This window comes from Mycobacterium heidelbergense, from assembly GCF_050205645.1.
GTDB classification, from domain to species: domain Bacteria; phylum Actinomycetota; class Actinomycetes; order Mycobacteriales; family Mycobacteriaceae; genus Mycobacterium; species Mycobacterium heidelbergense_A.
In genome coordinates this window covers 116,026-140,894 of sequence record NZ_JBNMQT010000001.1, presented here as the reverse complement: position 1 = coordinate 140,894, position 24,869 = coordinate 116,026, and the positions used below count along the sequence as shown (strand labels likewise).

22 protein-coding genes and 1 pseudogene are annotated in these 24,869 nt (G+C 67.8%); 7 read left to right on the top strand and 16 right to left on the bottom strand.

What is annotated here, in order from left to right; genetic code table 11:
* Positions 1 to 3: 3 nt before the first annotated feature.
* The 3 genes from meaB to mutA are packed head-to-tail and all read right to left on the bottom strand — an operon-like array spanning position 4 to position 5,162.
* Positions 4 to 1,005, bottom strand: a complete 1,002-nt coding sequence (meaB, locus tag ACQI5H_RS00675; RefSeq protein WP_427077513.1) for a methylmalonyl Co-A mutase-associated GTPase MeaB — start codon at positions 1,003 to 1,005, stop codon at positions 4 to 6.
* Positions 1,006 to 3,267 (bottom strand): methylmalonyl-CoA mutase, encoded by a 2,262-nt coding sequence (gene scpA / locus ACQI5H_RS00670; protein ID WP_427077512.1) that lies wholly within the window; start codon positions 3,265 to 3,267, stop codon positions 1,006 to 1,008. It abuts the gene before it with no gap.
* A 5-nt stretch (positions 3,268 to 3,272) separates the two neighbouring features.
* Positions 3,273 to 5,162, bottom strand: coding sequence for a methylmalonyl-CoA mutase small subunit (gene mutA / locus ACQI5H_RS00665; protein WP_427077511.1), 1,890 nt, complete (start codon positions 5,160 to 5,162; stop codon positions 3,273 to 3,275).
* A gap of 183 nt (positions 5,163 to 5,345) precedes the next feature.
* Between mutA and ACQI5H_RS00660 the strand changes: the two genes are divergently transcribed.
* From ACQI5H_RS00660 to ACQI5H_RS00650, 3 genes are all read left to right on the top strand, one after another.
* Positions 5,346 to 6,116 (top strand): TVP38/TMEM64 family protein, encoded by a 771-nt coding sequence (locus tag ACQI5H_RS00660; RefSeq protein WP_427077510.1) that lies wholly within the window; start codon positions 5,346 to 5,348, stop codon positions 6,114 to 6,116.
* A gap of 153 nt (positions 6,117 to 6,269) precedes the next feature.
* Positions 6,270 to 7,061: an endopeptidase gene (locus ACQI5H_RS00655; protein WP_427077652.1), complete on the top strand. Its 792-nt coding sequence runs from the start codon at positions 6,270 to 6,272 to the stop codon at positions 7,059 to 7,061.
* Positions 7,062 to 7,092: 31 nt separating this feature from the next.
* On the top strand, positions 7,093 to 7,365 hold the full coding sequence (locus ACQI5H_RS00650) for a hypothetical protein (RefSeq protein ID WP_427077509.1): 273 nt from the start codon (positions 7,093 to 7,095) through the stop codon (positions 7,363 to 7,365).
* A 5-nt stretch (positions 7,366 to 7,370) separates the two neighbouring features.
* Here the strand turns inward: ACQI5H_RS00650 and ACQI5H_RS00645 are convergent, their stop codons facing one another.
* The gene (locus ACQI5H_RS00645) at positions 7,371 to 8,768 is read right to left on the bottom strand and encodes an MFS transporter (protein ID WP_427077508.1); all 1,398 of its coding nucleotides are present in this window, start codon (positions 8,766 to 8,768) and stop codon (positions 7,371 to 7,373) included.
* 134 nt (positions 8,769 to 8,902) lie between these two features.
* On the opposite strand from ACQI5H_RS00645, the gene ACQI5H_RS00640 reads away from it, so the two are divergent.
* Complete coding sequence (locus tag ACQI5H_RS00640) at positions 8,903 to 9,319, top strand: nitroreductase family deazaflavin-dependent oxidoreductase (RefSeq protein ID WP_427077651.1); 417 nt, start codon at positions 8,903 to 8,905, stop codon at positions 9,317 to 9,319.
* Positions 9,320 to 9,354: 35 nt separating this feature from the next.
* On the opposite strand, the gene ACQI5H_RS00635 is transcribed toward ACQI5H_RS00640, so the two are convergent.
* Positions 9,355 to 10,503 (bottom strand): SPFH domain-containing protein, encoded by a 1,149-nt coding sequence (locus ACQI5H_RS00635; protein ID WP_427077507.1) that lies wholly within the window; start codon positions 10,501 to 10,503, stop codon positions 9,355 to 9,357.
* A 49-nt stretch (positions 10,504 to 10,552) separates the two neighbouring features.
* Positions 10,553 to 10,987, bottom strand: a complete 435-nt coding sequence (locus ACQI5H_RS00630; RefSeq protein ID WP_427077506.1) for an NfeD family protein — start codon at positions 10,985 to 10,987, stop codon at positions 10,553 to 10,555.
* A gap of 57 nt (positions 10,988 to 11,044) precedes the next feature.
* Between ACQI5H_RS00630 and ACQI5H_RS00625 the strand changes: the two genes are divergently transcribed.
* On the top strand, positions 11,045 to 11,950 hold the full coding sequence (locus ACQI5H_RS00625; protein WP_427077505.1) for a hypothetical protein: 906 nt from the start codon (positions 11,045 to 11,047) through the stop codon (positions 11,948 to 11,950).
* On the opposite strand, the pseudogene ACQI5H_RS00620 reads toward ACQI5H_RS00625, so the two are convergent.
* The 9 genes and pseudogenes from ACQI5H_RS00620 to ACQI5H_RS00580 form a co-directional block, all read right to left on the bottom strand.
* Positions 11,916 to 12,969: pseudogene (locus ACQI5H_RS00620) on the bottom strand (ferrochelatase). The gene ACQI5H_RS00625 and the pseudogene ACQI5H_RS00620 overlap by 35 nt on opposite strands.
* A 6-nt stretch (positions 12,970 to 12,975) precedes the next feature.
* Positions 12,976 to 13,785 (bottom strand): NADH-dependent enoyl-ACP reductase InhA, encoded by an 810-nt coding sequence (gene inhA / locus ACQI5H_RS00615; protein ID WP_427077504.1) that lies wholly within the window; start codon positions 13,783 to 13,785, stop codon positions 12,976 to 12,978.
* Positions 13,786 to 13,810: 25 nt separating this feature from the next.
* Positions 13,811 to 14,578 carry a 3-oxoacyl-ACP reductase FabG1 gene (gene fabG1 / locus ACQI5H_RS00610; protein WP_427077503.1) on the bottom strand — a complete coding sequence of 256 codons (768 nt, stop codon included), beginning with the start codon at positions 14,576 to 14,578 and terminating at the stop codon, positions 13,811 to 13,813.
* Positions 14,579 to 14,661: 83 nt separating this feature from the next.
* A complete protein-coding gene (locus ACQI5H_RS00605) occupies positions 14,662 to 15,669 on the bottom strand; it encodes a VWA domain-containing protein (RefSeq protein ID WP_427077502.1) in 1,008 nt (335 codons plus the stop codon).
* Positions 15,666 to 16,622 (bottom strand): DUF58 domain-containing protein, encoded by a 957-nt coding sequence (locus tag ACQI5H_RS00600; protein ID WP_427077501.1) that lies wholly within the window; start codon positions 16,620 to 16,622, stop codon positions 15,666 to 15,668. The genes ACQI5H_RS00605 and ACQI5H_RS00600 overlap by 4 nt, the downstream gene beginning before the upstream one ends.
* The gene (locus ACQI5H_RS00595) at positions 16,619 to 17,752 is read right to left on the bottom strand and encodes an AAA family ATPase (protein WP_427077500.1); all 1,134 of its coding nucleotides are present in this window, start codon (positions 17,750 to 17,752) and stop codon (positions 16,619 to 16,621) included. The genes ACQI5H_RS00600 and ACQI5H_RS00595 overlap by 4 nt, the downstream gene beginning before the upstream one ends.
* 110 nt (positions 17,753 to 17,862) lie before the next feature.
* Positions 17,863 to 18,609: an NlpC/P60 family peptidoglycan endopeptidase RipB gene (gene ripB / locus ACQI5H_RS00590; protein WP_427077499.1), complete on the bottom strand. Its 747-nt coding sequence runs from the start codon at positions 18,607 to 18,609 to the stop codon at positions 17,863 to 17,865.
* 9 nt (positions 18,610 to 18,618) lie between these two features.
* Positions 18,619 to 20,055, bottom strand: a complete 1,437-nt coding sequence (gene ripA, locus ACQI5H_RS00585; RefSeq protein WP_427077498.1) for an NlpC/P60 family peptidoglycan endopeptidase RipA — start codon at positions 20,053 to 20,055, stop codon at positions 18,619 to 18,621.
* A 238-nt stretch (positions 20,056 to 20,293) separates the two neighbouring features.
* Entirely contained in the window at positions 20,294 to 20,842 is a 549-nt protein-coding gene (locus tag ACQI5H_RS00580; protein WP_427077497.1) for a DUF6676 family protein, read from the bottom strand.
* A 270-nt stretch (positions 20,843 to 21,112) separates the two neighbouring features.
* On the opposite strand from ACQI5H_RS00580, the gene ACQI5H_RS00575 reads away from it, so the two are divergent.
* On the top strand, positions 21,113 to 23,926 hold the full coding sequence (locus tag ACQI5H_RS00575; protein WP_427077496.1) for an aconitate hydratase: 2,814 nt from the start codon (positions 21,113 to 21,115) through the stop codon (positions 23,924 to 23,926).
* A gap of 13 nt (positions 23,927 to 23,939) precedes the next feature.
* Positions 23,940 to 24,521 carry a TetR/AcrR family transcriptional regulator gene (locus tag ACQI5H_RS00570; protein ID WP_076115746.1) on the top strand — a complete coding sequence of 194 codons (582 nt, stop codon included), beginning with the start codon at positions 23,940 to 23,942 and terminating at the stop codon, positions 24,519 to 24,521.
* Between the two features lie 66 nt (positions 24,522 to 24,587).
* Here ACQI5H_RS00570 and ACQI5H_RS00565 read toward each other — a convergent pair whose 3' ends face one another.
* Positions 24,588 to 24,779: a helix-turn-helix domain-containing protein gene (locus tag ACQI5H_RS00565; RefSeq protein WP_076062898.1), complete on the bottom strand. Its 192-nt coding sequence runs from the start codon at positions 24,777 to 24,779 to the stop codon at positions 24,588 to 24,590.
* Positions 24,780 to 24,869: the final 90 nt, after the last annotated feature.

Sequence of the window (24,869 nt, the reverse complement as noted above, 5' to 3'; positions counted from 1 at the left end):
CCGTTAGCCGGACGCAACGTCAAGTATGCGCTGCGCAGCCATGGCCGGCGTCAACTCCCCCGCCTTGACCTGGCGCTCGACGTCGGCGCGGATCTTGCGCACCGCGGGATTGGACAGCACCCTGTCGAGCACCGTGTCGCGGACCATCTGCCAGGTCCAGTCGACCTGTTGGTCTCGGCGACGGGCTTCGAACTCGCCGGCGTCAGCGAGCACCTGGCGATGGCGCTCGACGGTGTCCCACATTTCCGTCAGACCGGTGCCCTGCATCGCGCTCATGGTGAGAACCGGTGGCCGCCAAAGCGTTTCACGCGGATAGATCAGTCGTATGGCCGCGGCGAGCTCCCGGGCGGCGAGCCGCGCGTCGGCCAAGTGCTCGCCGTCGGCCTTGTTCACCACCACGATGTCGGCCAGCTCGAGTACGCCCTTCTTGATGCCCTGCAGCTGATCGCCGGTGCGCGCCAACGTCAGCAGGACGAATGTGTCGACCATGTTCGCCACGGCCACCTCGGACTGCCCGACTCCGACCGTTTCGATCAGGATCACGTCGAATCCCGCGGCTTCCAGCAGCACAACGGTTTCCCGGGTGGCCTTTGCCACGCCGCCCAGCGTGCCCGACGTCGGCGAGGGCCGGATGTAGGCGTCGGCGTGCTGAGCCAGGCGCGCCATCCGCGTCTTGTCGCCGAGGATCGATCCGCCGGTGCGGGTGGACGAGGGGTCCACGGCCAGCACCGCCACCCGGTGTCCGTGCTCGATCAGATGCATACCCAGCGACTCGATGGTGGTGGACTTGCCCACGCCCGGAACCCCGGTGATCCCGACCCGGTGGGCGTTTCCGGAGTCCGGCAGCAACGTCAGCAACAGCTGCTGCGCCTGGTCGCGGTGATCTGGACGGGTGGATTCCAGCAGCGTGATGGCCCGAGGCAGCGCGGCGCGATCGCCGCTGCGGACGGCGGCCGCCAACCCGTCGACGGTGTCGTCGGCGTTGTTGTCCGGGTCGGGTGCCATCTAGGTGAGCGTGTACCCCAACCGCTCGGCGAGCTTGTTCAGCAAGCCGATCGCCGCCTCGGAGATCACCGTCCCCGGGGGGAAGATGGCGGCGGCTCCGGCGGCGTACAGCTCGTCGAAGTCGCCCGGCGGAATGACGCCACCGACCACGATCATGATGTCGGGCCGGCCCACCTCGGCCAGCGCGTCGCGCAGCGCCGGCACCAACGTCGAATGCCCGGCGGCCAGCGAGGACACCCCGATCACATGCACGTCGTTGTCGGCGGCCTGGCGGGCCACCTCCTCGGGGGTGGAGAACAGCGATCCGACGTCCACGTCGAATCCGATGTCGGCGAACGCCGTCGCGATCACCTTCTGGCCGCGGTCGTGGCCGTCCTGGCCCATCTTGGCCACCAGGATTCGGGGCCGGCGACCGTCGGCCTCGGCGAACTTCTCGACGAGCTCGGTCGCCTTGGAAAGCGGGGTGATGTTGTCACCTCCTCCGGCCTCGTCGCGGTAGACCCCGGCGATCGTACGGATCTCCGCCTGGTGGCGCCCGTAGACCCGCTCGAGCGCGTCGGAGATCTCGCCCACGGTGGCCTTGGCCCGGGCCGCGTCGATGGCCAGTGCCAGCAGATTATTGCCCAGGCCGTCGTCACCGGCGCGACCATGGGCCGCGGCGGCGCGGGACAGCTCGGCAAGGGCCGCGTCGACCGCGGACTGATCCCGGCTCGCGCGCAGCTCTCGCAGTTTGGCCAGCTGCTCGGCCCGAACCCGGCTGTTTTCGACCTTGAGGACCTCGATGTCCTGGTCCTCGTCGACCTGGTACTTGTTGACCCCGACCACCGGCTGGATGCCCGAGTCGATGCGGGCCTGGGTGCGCGCGGCGGCCTCCTCGATGCGCAGCTTGGGGATGCCGTCGCTGATCGCCTGGGCCATGCCGCCGTGCTCGCCCACTTCGGCGATGTGCGCGCGGGCCCGCTGCGCGAGTTGATGGGTCAGCCACTCCACGTAATACGAGCCGCCCCACGGGTCGATCGGCCGCGTGGTGCCCGACTCCTGCTGCAATACCAGCTGGGTGTTGCGGGCGATGCGGGCCGAGAAGTCGGTGGGCAGCGCCAGGGCCTCGTCGAGGGCGTTGGTGTGTAGCGACTGGGTGTGGCCCTGGGTCGCGGCCATCGCCTCGATGCAGGTGCGGGCGACGTTGTTGAAGGCGTCCTGCGCGGTCAGCGACCAGCCCGAGGTCTGCGAATGTGTGCGCAGCGACAGCGATTTCGGGTCTTTCGCGCCGAATCCGGCGACCAGCTCGCTCCACAGCAGCCGGCCGGCCCGCAGCTTGGCGACCTCCATGAAGAAGTTCATCCCGATGCCCCAGAAGAAGGACAGCCGGGGGGCGAACTTGTCGATGTCGAGCCCGGCGTCCAGGCCCGCCTTGATGTAGTCCACGCCGTCGGCCAGGGTGTAGGCCAGCTCCAAATCCGCTGTGGCTCCGGCTTCTTGGATGTGATAGCCGGAGATCGAGATCGAGTTGAACTTCGGCATCTTGGCGCTGGTGTAGGCGAAGATGTCGGAGATGATGCGCATCGACGGCTTCGGCGGATAAATGTAGGTGTTGCGCACCATGAACTCTTTGAGGATGTCGTTCTGGATCGTGCCGGCCAGTTTCTCCGGCGGCACCCCCTGCTCCTCGGCGGCCACCACGTACAGCGCCAGGATCGGCAGCACCGCACCGTTCATCGTCATCGACACCGACACCGTCGACAGGTCGATGCCGTCGAACAGCTGTCGCATGTCGAGAATGGAATCGATTGCCACCCCGGCCATTCCGACGTCACCCTGGACGCGGGGATGGTCGGAGTCGTAGCCGCGGTGGGTGGCCAGGTCGAAGGCCACCGATAGGCCCTTCTGGCCGGCGGCGAGGTTGCGACGGTAGAACGCGTTGGAATCCGCGGCGGTGGAAAATCCCGCGTACTGGCGGATCGTCCAGGGCTGGTTGACATACATCGTCGGATAGGGACCCCGCACAAACGGAGGCTCACCCGGGAAACTGTTCAGGGGGTAGCCCTCGGCCACTGCCGCTGCGCGGTCGGCGGCGATGTAGACCGGTTTGACCTCAATGCCTTCCGGCGTATGCCAGTCCAGCTGGTCGGGTGTGCAGCCCTGCGCCGACGCGGTCGCGGCGACGTGCGATTCCACCGCGGCTTCGGTGGGCGGCCGCACATCACGGTCGCCATGCAGCGGGATGTCGGAGAAGCTGCCGATCGCAGCGGTGCTCGTGGTCATTGCGGCTAGGCTCCCAATCGGGTCAGCAGATTCGAAAGGGCTTCGACCGCATCGATTTTCGCGGTCAGGAACTCATCGGGCCGATGCCCGGCGTCGTTGACGTCCCCCACCGCTTTTGAGGGTCCCGCCAGGTAAACACGTGACACGCCGGCGCTCCGGGCCGCCTCGACAACGGCGGCCGCCTCTTCGCCGTAACGCTTGTCGGTGCCGCAGAGCACCGCCACACTGGGCGACCCCGCGTCGGCAACCGCGGCGGCGACACCGGCGGCGTCGACCGTTCCCGGGTTGAGCGCCTCGATACCACCCGATGCCAACAGGTTCGCCGCGAACGTGGCCCGGATGTTGTGCTCGGCCAGGGGGCCCAGCGGTAGCAACAAGGCCCGCGGCCGCGCACCGGTGCGGGTGAGATAGCTGTCCGATCGGTCGCGCAGCGCCTCGAACGCGGCGGCATAACGGTGGACGTTGCCGGCGGCGCGCAGCGGGCCCGGCGAATCGCCTTGCGGCTCACCTTGTTTCAGAGGCGGTTCCGCGAGGTTGGGGAATTCATTGACCCCGGTGATCGCTGTGCGACGGTGCGCGATGTCGTCGGCCCGTCGTGCGGCGATGTCGGCGATCTGGTCGGCGACGTACCCGCGGGCCTTCATGTCTGGGCCGAATCCCCCGCGCGCCTCGATGGCCTGGAAGTGCTCCCAGGCCTGCCGGGCCAACTGCTCGGTGAGGTCTTCGACGAACCACGAACCGCCGGCAGGGTCCAGCACCCGCCCGACGTGTGACTCCTCCAGGAGCAGCAGCTGCGTGTTGCGGGCGATCCGGCGCGAAAAGCTCGCCGCCGTACCGGGAAAGCCACCCGGGACCGACACGTCGAACGGGAAGACCAGCACCGTGTCGGCGCCGCCGACCCCCGCCCCGAAGGCGGCCAGCGTGCAGCGCAGCATGTTCACCCACGGGTCGCGCTGCGTCATCATCGGCAGCGACGTCTCCGCGTGCACCACGGTCGCGCCGCCGTCGGGACTGCCGACGACCTCGGCGACCCGCGCCCACAGCTGACGGAAGGCCCGCATTTTGGCGAGCGTCATGAACTGGTCGTCGTCGGCGGCCAGTCGGAAGCTGATCTGCCCCAACGCCTCCTCGACCGGCATGCCGGATTCGGTGAGCACCCGAAGGTAGGCCACGCCGGCCGCGACGCTGCCGGCAAGCTCCCACGTCGCGTTGGCGCCGAGATTGTGGAACGCCGGCCCGTCGACGGTGATCGCGCGCACTCCCGGCTCGCGGGCCGCTCGCGAGGCGACGGCGACGACGTCGGCGGTCGCGGGCGCGGGACGATCACTCAGCGTCGCGGTCAGCGGGTCGCCGCCCAGGTCGATCGACAGGGTCACCCGGTTCTCGGGTTTCAGGGCGGCGATCATGGCCAGCAGAACGTCGCTGGCCGCCGAGAAGTCGGCCCCCGCATCGAGGATCACCGGGGCTAGGTTCAGGTACACGCCGGCGAGCAGGCCCTCGAGCTGGTTCGCCGCCACACCCGACTCCCCGACCCGGATCAGCAGCGCGCTGGCGCCATCGGTGAGCGCGGCGAGCACCGCCGCGTTCGCATCACCGACGGCGGCGGGAAAGACCTCGGCGACCTTCCAGCCGGACGTGACGTCACGCAAAGCATCCGCGCCACGCACGTAGGGCCACTCGCCCGGCAGCGGCGGCTCGGGCAACTCGTCGAACGCGGTGTAGAGGGGCCGAATGGCAAACCCGTCATAGGTCGCGGCATCCAGCAGGTGCTCGGGTTGGTCGCCCAACTCGGTGGGGTCACGGCGGGTGCTCTTGGACAGCACGCCGGCAACCGCGCCGCGCCAGCGCCCGCGAACCTGTTCCAGCTCCGCGAGCTCGGGTACATCAATGGACACCGACTGCTCCTGTTTTCGCAGCAATTGGCAACATTGCTTCGGTTTGCCTGAAGAAACGCCACTTACTAATGAGGCTAATTGATTGCCCCCGCCGCGAAGAAACGGTGCGGCGCGGGCCGTTGGGGGCGAAACGCCAGCCACGGGAAACGAGTTATTCACCTCGGGCCCGTAACCTTAGGACGCGTGACGGCCCCCGCCACCGGCAAAATCACCGATACGCTGCGAGATCTCGGCTGCGCGATCGGCGCCACCGCCCGCCAGCTGTCCCGGCCGCGGGTGGTGGCGACAGTGGTCGGTATCACAGTCTTAGTCGCGGCGGCCACCTGGCTTCCGCTGCCTTCGCCGGTGCAGATGCGTGATTGGGCGGAATCGGTGGGCCCGTGGTTCCCGTTGGCGTTCCTGCTCGCGCACATCGTGGCCACCGTCGTGCCGGTCCCCCGGACGGCCTTCACCCTGGCCGCGGGGCTGCTGTTCGGCCCAGTGCTGGGGGTGCTGATCGCGGTCGCGGCCAGCACCTGCAGCGCGGTGATCGCGCTGTATCTGGTGCGCGCGGCCGGCTGGCGGCTGAACCGCCTGGTGCGCCACCGTTCGATCGACACGGTGGACGAGCGCCTACGGCAGCGGGGCTGGCTGGCCGTCCTGTCGCTGCGTTTGATTCCGGCCGTGCCGTTTTCGGCGATCAACTACGCCGCGGGCGCATCCGCCGTACGGGCGCTGCCTTACACGCTGGCCACACTCGGCGGCCTGCTGCCCGGTACCACCGCCGTGGTGACCCTCGGCGACGCGCTCGCCGGTCACCCCAGTTCGCTGCTGTACCTGGTTTCGGTATGCACGGGTGCTTTGGGGCTGACCGGGCTGGTCGTCGAGATACGCCACTTTCGCCAACACCACCGCCGCGCTGTGCGGCGCGCGCCGCACGGCGAGCCCGCCGCCGAGCCGGCCGTCGTCAGCTGACTCACCGGCACTATTGAACGCGCCGCCCGTTGCCTGAAAGATCTACTGGATGGTGAGGGTTTGCGCGCGCGAGCTCGCGAGCCCGGGGGCCGTGGTGCCGTGACGGTCGCAGCCCTGCCCGTCCTCAATCGGATCAAGCCGCGGCGTCCGAGAATGCACACCACGCTGCTGACGCTGGCGGTCCTGTTCAGCACCGCCGCACTGGTTGCGGCCGTGTGCCTACTGCCCGGGACCGGCGACCCGGCACAAGCGCCCCCGTCGCCCGCCCTATCGCCTATCGCTTTGCCCGCCGCCAGTGCGATCGGTCCGGGTGTGGGCATCTACGTCGAGTACGCCGACGGTTCGGGCGGAATGGGCTGCACCGCAGGGTTTTTGGTGCGCACCGGAGCGGGCCAGACCGGCGTGCTCACCGCCGGTCACTGCAACAGGCCCGGCCAACCAAGCAAGGTGGCGTTGAACCTCGCGGGCATCCTGCCCTACACGACGTTTGGCGTGTTCGCGCGGACGGTCAGCGAGGGAGTTCGCAGCGAACAACACGACATCGGGCTGATCGTGCTCGACGGCGACATCGTGCCGCAGGCGTCGGCCATCGCCGGCTCGCTGCCGGTTTCCGGCGTCGCGCGCGAACTGCAATTCGGCCAGCAGGTGTGCAAGTTCGGCATGAGCACCAGCGAAGCCATCTGCGGGCAGGTCCTGGATGTCACCGACAGCAAGGTCACGTTTGCGGCGCCCGGCCAATGCGGCGATTCCGGCGGTCCCGTCTATCTCATGCAAAGCGACGGCACCGCCACCGCGGTCGGCATCGACATCCGCGGTTTCAATCCCGCCAAACCCGACGCCGGGTGCTCTGCCCCGGCAAAATTTTCCATCGCCGAGCTCGTGCAGCCGTGGCTCGACGCATGGAACCTCACCGCGGTGACCACCCCACCGCCCGCGGCACGCTGACGATCGGCCAACCAACGATGCGAGGAGCCAGATGACCTCCGAGAACACGAATAACGCCCCGCCACGGCGGTTTTCCTCCGCGGCGGTAATCGCCGCCGGTCTGGTCGGATTGGTGATCGGTGCGATCGCCGTCTTCGCGGTGACCGGCCTGGTCTGGACGGTCCGGGTGCAGCTGCCTCCGCCGCCGTATCCGCCGCCGCTGTCTTCGAACGGACCCGGTTGCGTGTACCCGGCACCCTCGGTGTCGACCACCGCGCCGGCGGTCGTCCCCGCGCCGCCCGTGCCGCCGCTCCCGCACGCATAGCGCCGCTATTCCGGACGCGGAGATCCGACGAGGTCGCGAAACTCGTCCGGGTCCACCGACGGCCCGGAGCCCAGCAACGGCTTGCCGGCCACTTCCGGTGTGAAGATCAGGGTGACGGCGCCGACGAGACCGGCGAACATGAGCATGTACGCCGGCATCATCGGGTTGCCGGTCCCCGCGACCAGCGTCTCGGCGATCAGCGGGGTGGTGCCGCCGAAGGCGGACACCGCGATGTTGAATCCGATCGACACCGCGCCGTAGCGCACATGGGTGGGAAACAACGCGGGCAGGATCGCCGGCTCGAGGCTGCTCAGGAACAACATGGGCAGCCCGACGAGCGCGACGCCGGCGAACTTCGCCGGGTAATCCCCGCCGAACCGCATCAGCGTAAAGGCCGGTAACGAAACCGCGATGAGGAGGCCACATCCCGTCCACATCAGCGGTTTGACGCCGATTCGGTCGGACAGCATCGCGACGAGCAGCACCCCGATCGTCAGGACGGCCAGCACCACCAGGACCATCACCAGGGCGGCGGTGTCCCCCACGCCGGCGGTCTTCTTCAGGTAGGTCGGCACGTACCCGCTGACCATGTAGCTGGTGTCGGTCACCGCGAACTCCACCCCAAGGCAGATAAGCAGCCCTTTCCACTGCCGCACGACCGTCAGCACGAATTGGGTGCGAACCGAGATGGGCAATGCGACCTTGTGCACCTTCTCGTATCCGGGCGACTCGTCGATCCGCGAGCGCAGGTACACCGCGACCAGGCCGAGCGGCGCTGCCAGGAGAAACGGTACGCGCCAGCCCCAGGCCAGCATGTCCGCGCTCGGCAGCACGGTCTGTAGCCCGGTGACGAGCGTGGCGCCGACGACAAAGCCGGCAAGCGTGCCGACCGGCAGGAATCCGGCCAGCATCCCCCGTTTGTGATCCGGCGCGTGTTCGGCGATGAAGGTCATGGCGCCGGCGTACTCCCCGCCCGACGACAGCCCCTGACCGATGCGAATGACGGTGAGCAGGATGGGCGCCCAGATCCCGATCGTGTGGTAACCGGGCAGTACACCGGTGGCGGCCCCGCACACGGCCATCAGCGAGATCGTCATCACCAAGACCGGCTTGCGCCCGATGCGGTCGCCGAGCGGGCCGAAGATGAACCCGCCGAGGGGCCGCACGACGAATCCCGCCGTCATCGTGCCGAAGGTGGCGATCAAGTTGCCCGCGCCGGAATTTTCCCCGGGATAGAACGTCTCGGCGAGCAGGGTGGCAACCAGGCTGAAGAGGGTGAAGTCGTACGCCTCCATGAAGTTGCCGATCGCCGTGCCCTGGATCGACCGATGCGTCGCGCGCCTATCGGCCACGCGGATGTCGTCGCGCGTCCAGGTCGGGCGCTGACCCTCTTTCCGGTTCATCGTGGGTGTCCATACCCGAAACTCGCGGCGCCTACGCCGTCGGCCCGGGCTGGAAGGATGGAGAGATGCCCGAACCGCCCTCCCGATCCCTGTTCGCCCGCACCGGCGGCCGGCTGCTGCGATCGCGGCGGCTCATGCGCGCGCCGGTCTGGATCTATCGGGCCCGCGCGGGCGCGCTGTTCGGCTCCCGCATCCTGATGCTCGAACACATCGGCCGCAAGTCCGGCGCGCCGCGCTACGCCGTCTTGGAGGTGGTCGACCACCCCTGTCCCGACGTCTACGTCGTCGCCTCCGGATTCGGCCGAAAAGCACAGTGGTTCCGCAACATTGCGGCCAACCCGCGGGTCCGGGTGTACGTCGGCAGCCATGCCCCGAGGCGCGCCACCGCGCACGTCCTCGACCAAGCCGAGGCCGACCGAACGCTGGCCGCCTACCGCGGCCGACATCCGCGTTCGTGGGAGCGATTCCGGCCCGTGCTCGAAGACACGCTGGGCGAGCGGATCAGCGACACCGACACACCGCTGCCGATCGTCGAGTTGCGACTGGAGTAGGTCTTGGGCGACGCCAAAGCGCCCGTCCGGCAATCCTATTGAGTCAACTCCGGCGGTGGCGTCCCGGGCTGGCCGTCGATAGGCTGGCGGGCTATCGCCTCGGCCTTGGCCACCGCCTGCGCGATCGCCGGATCGGTTTCGGTCGAGAACCAGTCGGCGACATCGGCGTCGTCGTCGGCCGAATGCTTGGGTGTGTCGTCGACCGGCGACGGCTCGAACCTGAACACCCCGTCCTGACCCGGCGTGCCCAGCAGTTTGGTGAACCCCTGCAACGCCGCGCTGAAGTCGCTGGGCACCACCCACACCTTGTTGGCGCTGCCCTGCGCCATTTTCGGCAGCGTCTGCAGGTACTGGTAGGCCAGCATCTCCGGGGTCGGCCTGCCGGCCTTGATCGCGGCGAACGTCTTCTCGATGGCCTTGGCCTGGCCCTGCGCCTGCAGGTACGCCGCGGCGCGCTCACCCTGGGCGCGCAGCATCCGGGACTGCCGATCCGCCTCGGCCGCCAGGATCGCGGCCTGCTTGGCGCCCTCGGCCGCCAGGATCTGGGCCTGCTTGGCGCCCTCGGCTTCCTTGATCGACGACTCCCGCATACCTTCGGCCGTCAGGATCATCGCCCGCTTCTCCCGGTCGGCCTTCATCTGCTTCTCCATCGAGGCCTGGATCGACGGCGGTGGGTCGATACTGCGCAGCTCGACCCGGGCCACCCGCAAGCCCCAGCGGCCGGTCGCCTCGTCGAGCACACCGCGCAACTGGCCGTTGATCTGGTCGCGCGAGGTCAGCGTTTGCTCCAGCGTCATGCCACCGACGACGTTGCGCAGCGTGGTCGTGGTGAGCTGTTCGACCCCGACGATGTAGTTGCTGATCTCGTACACCGCGGCCTGCGGAACGGTGACCTGGAAGTAGACCACGGTGTCGATGTTCAGCGTCAGGTTGTCCTCGGTGATCACCGGCTGTGGCGGGAACGACACCACCCGCTCGCGCAGGTCCACGCGCGCCCGGACGCGATCGATGAACGGCACCAACAACGTCAGCTGTCCGCTGACGGTGCGGCTGTACCGACCCAGCCGTTCGATCACCGCGGCTTCGGCCTGCGGTATCAACGCGACCGACTTGGCCACCACGATGATCGCAAAGATCACCAGGACGGCCAGCAACACCAAACCAGCTACCGCACCACCTTGCACCGGAGTTCCTTTCTCTCGCAGCGTTTCTCGCAGCGTCTATGTCGACGGGCTACACGTGTCTGAAAACCACCGCCGTAGCGCCGTCGATGTGCGTGACGGTCACCGACTCACCGGGTTCGTAGACATCACTGTCGTTGAGAGGGCGAGCCGTCCAAACCTGGCCGTCGAGTTTCACCCGGCCCTGGTCGCGGGCGATCCGATCGAGCACCAGCGCGCTTTTGCCCTCCAGCGCCTTGATGCCCGTCGGCAACGTCTCCGGGGGTGTCAGCCGCCGCCGCAACGCCGGCCGCACCAGCGCGAGCAGTAGCACCGACACGATCAAGAACACGGCCCCGTCGACCCAGAGCGGCGCATCCGTCAGCCAGCTGGTTGCCGACGCGGCCAGCGCACCGCCGCCGAGCATCAGCAAGAACATATGGCCGCTGAGCGCCTCCGCGCCGGCCAGCACCAGCGCGAATATTAGCCAGATCACAGCGACCGCCATGCGGCCAGAATACGCGTGATCGGCCTTTGCCGGGCCAAACAACTACACTGCGAGATCATGTGGTGTCCGAGTGTTTCCCTGTCCCTGTGGGCCAACGCCTGGCTCGCGGGCAGGGCCGCGCCCGACGACGTTTTGGACGCGTTATCCCTTTGGGCACCAAAGCAATCGGTAACCGCGTATGATGCCGTGGCCGCGGGCCACACCGGGCTGCCTTGGCCCGAGGTCCACGACGCCGGAACGGTCTCGTTGTTGCAGACGCTGCGCGCCGCGGTCGGGCGGCCGACGACGCCGGTGGCTGCCCCGCGCGGGTTGCGCGGCACGATCAACATGGTTTTGCCGGTGCCCGGCGACGTGCGCGGGCTGGCCGCGGGCACCCAGTTCGAGCACGATGCCCTGGCCGCTGGCGAGGCGGTGATCGTCAGCAACCCCGACGATCCCGCCACGGCCGTCGGCCTCGTGCCCGAATTCCGCTACGTCGATGCCGAGGACGACACCGTCGACAATGAGCCGGCCTTGCCCGAACTGTCCGCATTGTCGTGGACGGTGTACTCGCTGCCGGGCGCGCCCGTGTTCGACCACCACGAGCTGGGCGACGCCGAATACGCGTTGCGGTCGGCCGTGCGCTCGGCCGCCGATGCACTGGGCGCCATCGGCCTGGGATCCGCCGCGGCCGATGTCGACGATCCGCGCGGGCTTGTCGAGCAGCTACTGGAATCCACCAGGCACCACCGGATTCCGGAGCATGCGCCGTCCCGCGCGTTGCGGGTGCTGGAGAACGCCGCGCACGTCGACGCGATCATCGCCGTCAGTGCCGGGCTCAGCCGATCGCCCGGAGCCGCCGGCCCGCGGTCGTCGTCGGAGGCTCGGATCGCCAGCGATGCGCTGCGTCCGCTGACCGCGGTGGTGCGTTCGGCGCGGATCGCCGCGGTCAACGCGATCCTGCACTCGGCCTGGGACGACTAACCGTATTCCGCCGCAACGCAATGCGGCGGACGGCACGGCTCGCCGTTCATGCTGGCGAGGCAGCCGGGCACCGGATCGGGCCCACTCACCCGGGCCGGCGCACGGTCGAACCGGAGTTCGTCGATCAACCCCGCGGCCAGCCGGGCGAATCGGCGATCGGCGTTCGGGGTCGTGGCGCGGGCGAACGCCATCCCCGTCGCCTCGGCTTGTGATCGCAATTCGTGGTCGAGATCCCAGACCACCTCGATGTGGTCGGAGACGAACCCGATTGGGCAGACGATGACGGCCCCGGTGCCCCCGGTGGCCAGCATCGTGAGATGGTCGGCGACGTCGGGTTGCAGCCACGGTACCTGGGGCGGGCCCGATCGGGACTGCCACGCCAGGTCGTAGTCGCTGTATCCGGCGGCCGCCGCGACCAGCCTTGCGGCGTAGGCGACTTGGCGGCTATAGAGCTGCGGGCCGCAGCGCTGGTCGGCGGCCACCGGGACCGAATGTGCGGTGAACACCAGCCGCGCGTCGCCGCGTAGCCCGGCGGGCAGGGTGCCGGCGGCCGCCGCGATGGCGTCGGCGAACATCTCGACGAAAAGCGGATGGTCGAAGTACGGCCGCAGTTTCACCAACTCGGGCGCCCCCGGGCCGGTGACCCGCCGGGCCCGGGCAATGTCCTCCACATACTGCGTGCAACCGGAGTAACCGCTCCACGCCGACGTGGTGAACACCGCAGCACGACGAATACCGTTGTCCCGCATCGTCGCAACGGACTCTTCGACGTAGGGTTCCCAGTTGCGGTTGCCGAAATAGACCGGCAGGTCCTGCTCGGCCTGAAGCTGCGTGATCAGCTCCCGGTTGATGCCGTTGATCGGCGATACCCCACCGAAATGCAGGTAGTGCTCGGCGACGTCGTCCAGCCGCTCGGGCGGCACATTCCGGCCGCGGGTGACATTCTCCAGAAATGGACGGACCTGCTCCGGCCCCTCCGGTCCGCCGAACGACAGCAGCAGGACCGCATCGAATTCCATTGCCGTCTAGAGCAATTGGGTGCTGGCGCCGCCGTCGGCGTAGATGATGGTTCCGGTGGTCGCCGGCAGCCACTCGGACAGCACCGCGCAGACCGTCTTGGCGACCGGCGTCGGATCCTTCATGTTCCAGCCGATCGGTGCGCGCTGGTCCCAGCCCTCCTCCAGCAGCTGCATCTGGGCGCCGGCCTCCTCGCCAAGCGCTCCGCCCACGATCGCGCTCATCGCGAGCGTCCGGATCGGGCCCGCGGCAACGAGATTGGACCGCACGCCGAACTTGCCGGCCTCGCGCGCCACGAACCGGTTGACCGATTCCAGCGCGCTCTTGGCGACCGTCATCCAGTTATAGGCCGGCATCGCCCGGGTCGGGTCGAAGTCCATACCGACGATGGAGCCACCGGGGTTCATGATCGGCAGCAGCGCCTTGGCCAACGAAGCGTACGAGTACGCGGAGATGTGGATGCCCTTGGAGACATCCTCGTAGGGCGCGTCGAAGAACGGGTTGATGCCCATCCCGGTCTGCGGCATGAACCCGATCGAGTGCACGACTCCGTCGAGCTTGTTGCCCTCGCCGATTTCGGCCGTCACCCGCTCGGCCAGGCTGTCCAGGTGCTCCTGGTTCTGCACGTCGAGTTCGATCAGCGGGGCCTTCTCCGGAAGCCGGTCGGCGATGCGCTGGATCAGGCGCAACCGGTCGAATCCGGTGAGCACCAACTGCGCTCCGGCCTCCTGCGCCGCCTTTGCGATGTGGAACGCGATCGACGAGTCGGTGATGATCCCGGAGACGAGAACCCGTTTGCCTTCGAGCAGTCCTGTCATGTCCGTCCTTAATGTCTCGGGGCCTTCAGTGGCCCATGCCCATGCCGCCGTCGACCGGGATCACCGCACCAGCGATGTAGCTCGCGTCCTCGGACGCCAGGAAGCTGACCACCCCGGCGACCTCGGCGGCGGTGCCAACCCGCTTCGCCGGAATGAATTCCAGTGCGCCCGCCTGAATCCGCTCGTCCAGTGCGCGGGTCATCTCGGTGTCGATGTAGCCGGGGGCAACCACATTCGCGGTCACCCCGGCCTTGGACAATTCCCGGGAGATCGAGCGGGCCATGCCGACCAGGCCGGCCTTGGAGGCCGCGTAGTTGGCCTGGTTGCCGATGCCCCAGCTGCCGGAGACCGAGCCCACGTAGATGATCCGGCCGAACCGCTTTTTCTGCATGCTGCGCGAGGCCCGCTGGGTCACCCGGAACGCCCCGGTGAGGTTGGCGTCGATGACCTTCTGGAACCTCTCCTCGGTCATCCGGATGAGGAACGCGTCAGCCGAGATGCCTGCGTTGGACACCAGCACCTCGACCGGGCCCTGGTGCTCTTCGACCTCTTTGAAGGCGCGATCGACGGCGTCGTTGTCGGTGACGTCGCACTCCACGCCGAACAACCCCTCGGGCGCCCCGGATCCGCGATGCGTGATGGCCACCTTGTGGCCGTCGGCGGCCAGCCGCTGCGCGATGGCCAGACCGATCCCCCGGTTTCCGCCCGTCACCAGGACGGAACGGGATACGAACGCGGGTTTGCCGCCCTCGGCGGCGATCTCGGCGGCCTTCTCAGTGGCTGTGTCAGTCACCCGGCCAACTTAGCGTCTCGCTGCGGCGAGGCTGAAATCTCCCCCGGTTCGGCACCTCCCGTGGTGGACGCTCGGCGCGAAACCTAAGTCGGCAGGCGGCGGTTGATCAGCAGCGCCGCCAAACCCGCCAGCGCCAGCACCAACGCACCCAGCCGCAGCCAGCCCACACTCGCGTCGCCCCGGATCGTCTCGTAGCCGATCTGCTGCTGCAGCGTCGCGTACACGGACTTCAGTTCCTCCAAGCTGCCTGCGTTGTACCAACTTCCACCGGATAGCTCGGCGACCTTTTTCATCGTGGAGTCGTCAACGGGCACCGGCTGGCGCTGGTCGTTGATCTCGACGAAGCCGTACGGGGTGCCGAAAGAAATCGTCGAGATCGGCACGCCCTGGTCCTTGGCGGTGCGCGCGGCGGTGAAGGCGCCCTTCGGATTGTCCGGGTTGGTCGGCATCGTCTCCTTGCCGTCGGAGAACAACACGATGCGCGCCGGTGGCGGTTTGTCCCCACCGCCGATCACCGCGCCGACCGTCGCGATGGCCTGCAGCGCGGTGAAGATGCCCTCTCCCGTGGCGGTGCGGTCGGCGAACTGCAGCTTGTCCAGCCCGTTCTTGGTCGCCTCCCGGTTGGTCGTCGGTTGTACCAACACCGTGGCGGTCCCGGCATATTCGATCAGCCCGAGGTTGATTCCCGGGGTCAGCTCGTCGGCGAACTGCTTGGCCGCCTCTTGCGCGGCCGCCATCCGGTTGGGCTGCACGTCGTTGGCCCGCATGGACTGCGACACGTCGATCACCAGCATCACCACCGCGCGGTTGCGCGGGATCCGGACGTCGTTCGTCGGCCCCGCCATCGCGATGGTGAACAGCACCAGCGAGGCCACCAGCAGGATCGCCGGCACATGCCGCCAGTTGGCGGGCCGCTTCGGGGCGACGCTTTCCAGCAGCTCCATGTTGGCGAACCGCAGCATCCGGCGCTGGCGCGCCAACTGCATCAGGACATACAGCGCGGCCAAGCCGAACACCACGAAAAAGAACAGAAAAAACCACGCGTGTTCGAAGCCGGACAACGACATCGGGCCGAACAGCGGCAGCGTCACTGGCGGCCCGCCATCGCCCCGCGGCGGCGGGACTCGACGAAGCGAACGATGTCGGCGATCCAGTCCCGGTCGGTGCGCAGCGTCAAAACCGGTGCGCCGCAACCACGGATCGTGCGAGACACCTCGGTGCGATGCGCCGCCGCCGCCTTGGCGAAGTCGTCACGCAGCTGAGCGTCGATGGTGAATTCGCGGGTGACCCCGGTTTCGGCGTCCTGCAGCACGACATCACCGACGTCGGGCAGTTCGACATCGCGGGGATCGAGCACCTCGACGGCCAACACCTCGTGGCGCGCCGCGATCGCCCGCAGCGGGCGCATCCAGTTGATCGGCCCGAGGAAATCGCTGATGATCACGGCCATTCCACGACGGCGTTCGGGCCGGCGCAGCGCGTCGATCGCGGTCGCCAGGTCCCCCCGCACCCCGACGGGCGCCTTGGGGGTCGTCGCGATGGTCCGCAACAGCGTCTGCTCGTGCTGGCGTCCCGAGCGGGCCGGCACTCGGGTGATGGTCGCGCCGGTGGCGACGATCGCGCCGATCCGGTTGCCGCCGCCGCTGTTGAGGAACGTGATCGCCGCCGCGGCCGCGACCGCCAGGTCGCGTTTCTCGCAGACCGTGGTGCCGAAGTCCAGGCTGGCCGACATGTCGATCACCAGCCAGGTCTCCAGTTCGCGGTCGGCGATCATCTGCCGGACGTGCGGATGCGTGGTGCGCGCCGTGACGGCCCAGTCCATCCGCCGGACGTCGTCGCCGGGCTGGTACTCCCGCGACTCCCCCGGCTCCGATCCCGGTCCCGGAATCAGGCCGAGGTGGTCGCCGTGCAGGACACCGTCGAGCTTGCGCTTGACGGTCAGCTCGAGGTTGCGCAGCGCCGCCGCCAGCTTCGGGTCGTCGATCTGCCCGCGCTCGAATGACGGCGGATGGACGACCGCGCGCGTCGGTTTGGGATCGGTCACCGACCGCTAGCCGCCACGGTCTGCATCACCGGGGGTACCGAATGACCTTGCTGGGGAACGGCATTCACCTGCGGCAGGGCGACGGTCTGCAGGACGCGGTTGATCACGATCTCCGGCGAGATCTCGTCGGCGAGCGCATCGTAGGTCAGCACCAACCGGTGGCGCAGCACGTCGGGAATGACCTCGACGACGTCCTGCGGGATCACGTAGTCGCGGCCCCGCACCAGCGCCAGCGAGCGCGCGCCGGCGATGATGCCCAGCGACGCACGCGGCGACGCCCCGAAAGAGACCCAGGCCTTGACGTCGTTCATGCCGAGCTGCTCGGGGTGACGGGTGGCGGTGACCACGCGCACCACGTAGTCGACGAGCGCGTGGTGGACGAAGACGTTGGCCGCGATGTCCTGAAGGCGCACTAGGTCGCCGGTGGCCAGGATCTGCTTGGGCTGCGGCGGGGTCACCCCCATCCGGTAGATGATCTCCCGCTCCTCTTCCGGCGACGGATAGCCGACGTTGATCTTGAACAGGAAGCGGTCCCGCTGCGCCTCGGGCAACGGGTAGACACCCTCGTGCTCGATCGGGTTCTGCGTGGCCATCACCAGGAACGGGTTGGGCAGCGGGAAGGTCTTGCCGCCGATCGACACGTGCCGTTCCTGCATGACCTCCAGCAGCGCCGACTGCACCTTCGCCGGCGCACGGTTGATCTCGTCGGCGAGCAGGAAGTTGACCACCACCGGACCGAGTTCGGTGTCGAACTCCTCCTTGCCCTGCCGGTAGATGCGGGTACCGATGATGTCGGTGGGCACCAGGTCGGGCGTGAACTGGATGCGGGCGAACGTCCCGCCGACCACGCGCGCGAACGTCTCCACGGCCAGCGTCTTGGCCACGCCGGGAACACCCTCGAGCAGCACATGCCCCTTGGACAGCAGGCCGACCAGCATCCGCTCCACCAGTTGGTCCTGGCCGACGATGATCCGCTTGACCTCGAAGATGGCGCGTTCGAGCGTGTGTACCTCGGCGGCCAATCCGTCGGCGCCGCCGCCCGAGGGCGCCTGATGGGCCGGCGAGCCGGATTGCCCGCCCTGGCCCGAGTAACCGCTGGCGCCCGGGGGCGGCCCACCTGCTGATGTCATCAAGAACCCTCCACGTTCAATCGGACACGACTGCCGGGCAGCGACGTGCCCTCGTCCAACTATTCCAGGCCTGCCGGTTCCCGTCGACGCCGCCGTTCGCTGGCCAGCGATCAGTACTCGATGATCCTAGTCAGGAACGGCGTCATGCCGGGCGTACGAACCGGGCTGACCGTAACCTTGCCGGCGAGGCTGGATGCCTCCAACATCTGGCCGTTGCCCAGGTACATCGTGACGTGCTGGCCGCCGCCGGGGCCGTAGAAGATCAGGTCGCCGCGCCTGGCCTCGCCGGGAGGAATGTGACGCCCGGCGTTGTACTGGTCGCCGGAGAACCGCGGGATCAGCACGCCGACGCCGGCGAAGCCGTAACGCATCAGGCCCGAGCAATCGAAGCCGTTGATGTTGGCGCCGTCGCCCACGCCCTTGCTGGGGCCGTCCAGCGAGCCGCCGCCCCACGAGTAGGGCACGCCCATCTGCGAGCCCATGCGCTTGATCACGTACTCGATGGCCTGCCGGCCGTAGACCCGCGGGATCTTGCCGCCGGGGTTGGTGGGGGGCGCGGCGGACGGAGCGGGATCGCCGCCGAGGTTGATCCCCAGGGTGCCGAGAAACTGCTTGCCCAGATCCAGCGTGGTCTGGGTGGCCTGGGCGGTGGCCGCCAGCGACTGGTTGGCGACGGCGAGCGGATCTCCCGGCGCGCCGGCACTGATGGTGGCGGGCAGGGTGGGGTCCCACGGGCCGGGATCGGCGCCAGCTATGGGAGCAGGTGCGGCGACAGACAACATCAGCCCGGTCACCACGGCGGGGAGCACCCACAGCCTGGAAGCCAAGTTGATTGCGCGAAAACGCTTATGCCGCATAGCTCCTCGTTAATAGTCGATGTAGCGCACCACGTAGGGCGTCATGCCGCTGGTGCGCACCGGCGCGACGCGCACCTTCAGCCCGATGTCGGGGGCCTCGAGCATCTGGCCGTCGCCGAGGTAGATCGTCACGTGCTGGCTGCCGTTGGGGCCGTAGAAGATGACGTCGCCGCGGCGCATCTGTGACGACGGGATTTTGCGGCCCAGGTTGTACTGCGAACCCGAGTAGTGCGGCAGCTTGATGCCCACCCCGGCGAACGAGTACAAGACCAGACCCGAACAGTCGAAGCCGGTGATCCCGGCCCCCGAGTCGATTCCTTTGCTGGGCCCGGCGGCGTTGCCGCCACCCCACGAGTAGGGCACGCCGATCTGCGACATGCCGCGGCGGATCACGTACTCGCTGGCCTGCCGGCCGTAAACCCGCGGGATGCGGCTGGTGCCGTTCGGGGTGGCGTTGGTGATGCCGGTGTCGTCGGGCTTGAGGATGCCCAGCTGCTGCAGGAAGCTGCGCCCCATGCCGGCGGTGACCTGCGTCGAGGTCGCCGAGATGCCCAGCACCTGGTTGATGACCGCGATCGGGTCACCGGGGACGTTGGCGCTGGGGATCATCGGCAGTGTCGGATCCCAGCCGTCCCACCGGCGCCCGCCGGCCGGCGGCGCACCGCCCGGTGCACCGGGGTCCCACCGGTCGCCGGACACCGGGACACCCGGCGCGCCCGTCCCTGCCGACCAATGAGCGGCCGCGAGCCTGGCCTCCTGGAGTTTGGCCTGCGCCTCATCACGCTCGGCCGCCAGGCGACTGGCCTCCGCACGCTGTTCGTCGAACTTGCGCTTCGAGTCGGTGAGCGCGGCCACCGCGGCGTCCTGGCTGGCCTTCGCATCGGCCGCGGCCTTGTCCGCCTTCTGTTTGGCCAGCCGCGCCGCCGACTCCTTGTTCACCTGATCGGTCCGCGCCCGCTGCAGGTTGTCCATCACCGCTTGCGAGCTCGCGGTCAGCGTCCTCGCCGCGGTTTCGGTGGAGATGATGTCGTCGGGGCTGGTCGCGGTCAGGTAGGCGCCCGACGGCCCATTCATATAGGTGGCCGCCGCAAAGGTATTGAAGCGGCGCTGGGCCGCGGCGATCGCCGCGTTGGCGTCTTTGACCCCCTGCTGACTGGCGTCGAGGTCGTGTTGGGCGGCGGTCTCGTTGTCCCGCGCCGTCTCCACGTCGACCAGAGCCTTGTTGACGCTTTCCTGCGCGGTCTGGATTTCGGCGCTGAGGTCTTCCATGCGCTGGTTGGCCTTGGCGACGTTCGCGATCAGCGCGGCCAATTTGTCCGCGTTGGGATCGCCGTTTGCCAGACCCGGGGTGCAGACCAACAGGGCGGCACTCACGACCGACGGAATGACCGGCCGGAGCAGCCTGGCGAGTGATCGCACGGAGAAGCCACGGGGGGTACGTGTCATTCGACTCGGTCTCCTATGGCTCAGCGCGGACAGGCGACGCAAATCACAGACTTCTCGGAAAGCGCCAAAGACAACAAGAGCATCATTTGCACCGTACGTCACACCACACGCTATGGAAACGCAAGCAACAAACTGCACTCGGGAAGTGCGTTTACTGTGACCGAACGGTGACCTGCGGTGTTTGCCGCGGAGACGCGCAGACCCCGCTCATGAAGACCGGTCGAGCCGGAAAGGCGGGTTAAGCGCCCTGACTCGGCTCTTCCGGTTGAGGATCGGCGGCGTGGGCCGACGTTGCTGATCGCTTCGCGCGCAGCTGCAGCAACCGGGTGCCGACGGCCGCGGCGAGCACCCCGATCAGCAAGGCGATCGTCAGGCCGGTCCAGGGGAATTCGGGGCCGTTCAGCTCATTCAAAAAATGCTGCGCCGAGACCGTGGGATTGCCGGTCTTCGCGATGTCCTCGCCGGCCTCCAGCGTCACCCGCGGGAAGTGCGTGCTGTAGCTGCCGACGTAGCTCGGGCTGAGCGTGAGGACCGTGACGTCGTGGTAGTCGGCGCCGACCACGGTGGAGATGTCGCGCAGGGGCGTGTCGTTCGGGGGATTGTGGTCGAGCAGGACGATCTTGAGGTTGATGCCATCGGCGTGCGCCTGATTGACGATGCCCAGCAGTCCGGGTATCGCATCCGGTGGTGCGCTGACCCCCGTCGCCGCGACCTGAGCCTTGACCGCCGCCATGTCGACGTCCTGCGGGATATAGAGCGGCAGAACAAAGGAATCGTGTCCGCCCATCGTGTCCCTCCTGCCGCCGCTCGCCCAGTGCTACACGCACCGTACGCGACACATAAACCAGGCACACGACACGCCGACGCCAGTCGCAGTGGATTATGTCTCGGCGCGCGGCCCTACAACTGAAGCAGCCGCAGGGGGTTTAAACGCGCGCCGCTCGCGACAAGACTGGAAGTACGGGACCCGCTCTAATACAGGACAAGCGTACTGTTAAAGTAGCACCGCACGCCGACACGGCCCGTCGGCGGAAAGAACTAAATCTTGGGAGTTGAAGTGACTGATTCTGTGAACTCATTCGAAGCCCGCGACAACCTCGAGGTCGGCGACAAGAGTTACCAGATCTATCGCCTCGACGCCGTCCCCAACACGGAAAAGCTCCCCTACAGCCTCAAAGTCCTCGCCGAGAACCTGCTGCGCAACGAGGACGGCAGCAACATCACCAAGGACCACATCGAGGCCATCGCGAACTGGGATCCCAAGGCGGACCCCAGCATTGAGATCCAGTACACGCCGGCGCGCGTCGTGATGCAGGACTTCACCGGTGTGCCCTGCATCGTCGACCTGGCCACCATGCGCGAGGCGATCGGCGATCTGGGCGGCGACGCGGACAAGGTCAACCCGCTGGCACCGGCCGATTTGGTGATCGACCACTCGGTGATCGCCGACCTGTTCGGCCGGGCCGACGCGTTCGAGCGCAACGTCGAGATCGAGTACGAGCGCAACGGCGAGCGCTACCAGTTCCTGCGCTGGGGCCAGGGCGCATTCGACGACTTCAAGGTGGTGCCGCCGGGCACCGGCATCGTGCACCAGGTCAACATCGAATACCTGGCGAGTGTGGTGATGGAACGCGACGGGGTGGCCTACCCCGATACGGTCGTGGGCACCGACTCGCACACCACGATGGTCAACGGCCTCGGCGTCCTCGGCTGGGGCGTGGGTGGCATCGAGGCCGAGGCCGCGATGCTCGGCCAGCCGGTCTCGATGCTGATTCCCCGCGTCGTCGGCTTCAAGCTGACCGGTGAGATTCAGGCCGGCGTCACGGCCACCGACGTGGTGCTGACGGTCACCGAGATGCTGCGCAAGCACGGCGTCGTCGGCAAGTTCGTCGAGTTCTACGGCGAAGGCGTGGCCGAGGTGCCGCTGGCCAACCGCGCCACCCTGGGCAACATGAGTCCCGAATTCGGCTCCACCGCAGCGATTTTCCCGATCGACCAGGAAACCATCGACTACCTGAAGTTCACCGGCCGCAAGCCCGAGCAGCTCGCACTGGTCGAGGCCTACGCCAAAGAGCAGGGCATGTGGCACGACCCCAAGCACGAGCCCGAGTTCTCGGAATACCTGGAGCTAGACCTGGGCGACGTGGTGCCGTCAATCGCCGGGCCCAAGCGCCCGCAGGACCGAATCGCGCTGTCCGACGCCAAATCCACGTTCCGCGAGCAGATTTGCGACTATGTCGGCGACGATCCCGACAAGAAGGACTACTCGAAGCTGGACGAAATGGTCGACGAGACGTTCCCGGCCAGCGACCCGGGCGCCCTGAACAACGGCCACGCCGACGACCACAAACCGGTGGAGTCGGCCGCCAAGCACGCCAAGGGACGGGTGAGCACCCCGGTGACGGTGAAGTCCGACGAATTCGGCGAGTTCGTGATCGACCACGGCGCGGTGGTGATCGCCGCGGTCACGTCGTGCACCAACACCTCCAATCCTGAGGTGATGCTGGGCGCGGCGCTGCTGGCCCGCAACGCCGTCGAGAAAGGGCTGGCCTCCAAGCCGTGGGTGAAGACCTCGATGGCTCCGGGCTCGCAGGTGGTCAGCGACTACTACGAGAAGGCCGGCCTGTGGCCGTATTTGGAGAAGCTCGGCTTCTATCTGGTCGGCTACGGCTGCACCACCTGCATCGGCAACTCGGGTCCGCTGCCCGACGAGATCTCGAAGGCGATCAACGACAACGACCTCTCGGTGGCGGCCGTGCTCTCGGGCAACCGCAACTTCGAGGGCCGCATCAACCCCGACGTGAAGATGAACTACCTCGCGTCGCCGCCGCTGGTCGTCGCCTACGCGCTGGCCGGGACCATGGACTTCGATTTCGAATCCGAGCCCCTCGGCCAGGACGAGGACGGCAACGACGTCTTTCTCAAGGACATCTGGCCGTCGCAGAAGGACGTCTCGGACACCATCGCCTCCGCGATCAACCAGGAGATGTTCACCAAGAACTACGCCGACGTCTTCAAGGGTGACGAGCGGTGGCGCAACCTGCCCACGCCGAGCGGCAATACCTTTGAGTGGGACCAAGATTCGACTTACGTGCGCAAGCCGCCCTACTTCGAGGGCATGTCGGCGGACCCCGAGCCGGTGAAGGACATCAGCGGCGCGCGGGTGCTGGCGCTGCTGGGTGACTCGGTGACCACCGACCACATCTCCCCCGCCGGCAGCATCAAGCCGGGCACCCCGGCCGCGCAGTACCTCGACGAGCACGGTGTGGACCGCAAGGACTACAACTCCTTCGGCTCGCGGCGCGGTAACCACGAGGTGATGATTCGCGGCACGTTCGCCAACATCAGGCTGCGCAACCTCTTGCTGGATGATGTTTCCGGCGGATACACCCGCGACTTCACCCAGGACGACGGTCCGCAGGCGTTCATCTACGACGCCGCGCAAAACTATGCGGCCCAAGACATTCCGCTGGTCGTGCTGGGCGGCAAGGAGTACGGGTCGGGTTCCTCACGCGACTGGGCGGCCAAGGGCACGCTGCTGCTCGGCGTGCGGGCGGTGATCGCCGAATCCTTCGAGCGCATCCACCGCTCCAACCTGATCGGCATGGGAGTCATCCCGCTGCAGTTCCCCGAAGGGAAGTCGGCCGAGGACTTGGGGCTGGACGGCACCGAGGTCTTCGACATCAGCGGCATCGAGGCGCTCAACGACGGCAAGACGCCAAAGACGGTGCACGTCAAGGCCAGCAAGGACGGCGGCGATCCAATCGAGTTCGACGCGGTGGTGCGCATCGACACGCCCGGAGAGGCCGACTACTACCGCAACGGCGGCATCCTGCAGTACGTGCTGCGCAACATGCTCAAGTCCGGCTAGCCCGGACCTGTCCGTGCCAAAAGTCAGCGAGGACCATCTGGCGGCTCGCCGCCGTCAGATCCTCGACGGCGCTCGCCGTTGCTTTGCCGAACACGGCTACGACCGAGCCACCGTGCGGCGGCTGGAACAGGCGATCGGGATGTCGCGCGGAGCGATCTTCCACCACTTCCGGGACAAGGACGCGCTGTTTTTCGCGCTGGCGCACGAGGATGCCGAGCGGATGGCCGACGTCGCCTCCCGCGAGGGCCTGATCCAGGTGATGCGCGACATGCTCGCCGCGCCCGACCAGTACGACTGGCTGGCCACCCGACTGGAGATCGCGCGCAAGCTGCGCAACGACCCGGCGTTCAGCCGCGGCTGGGCGGAGCGCTCCGCCGAACTGGCGGCGGCGACGACCGATCGGCTGCGCCGGCAGAAGGAAGCGCACCGGGTGCGCGACGACGTGCCCGGCGACGTTTTGCAGTGCTACCTGGAACTGGTTCTCGACGGACTGGTCGCGCGGTTGGCGTCCGGCGAGGATCCCCGGCGGCTGGCCGCGGTCCTCGACCTCGTCGAGAACTCGGTGCGCCGCAACGATTCTGGGCCGCGAGCGTAACGGCACTGCGACTGAGGGGAGGAAATATCGCAGTGACGTTACGTCGCTTCGGCCCGCCCAGCGGGTCTATCGGGAACGCGAGGTGTGGTTGGGTCCGCCCCGGCTGCGCATCGTGGTGCCCGACTCCAGCAGCATGCTGTGAATCGAACCGTACGACCTGCCGGTAGTGGCAACCAGGTTGCGGATACTCGCCCCGCCTTCATAGGCGTTGCGTAGCTCGTGCAGCATCTGGTCGCGCGTCTTTTTCGACTTTCTCACTGGGGCCCCTCCAGGCTTGAACACGATCCCAAGCACATAGGGTAAGAACCCATCGTCGACCGCGTGGGCGGTTTCGCCGAATCCGCCGCG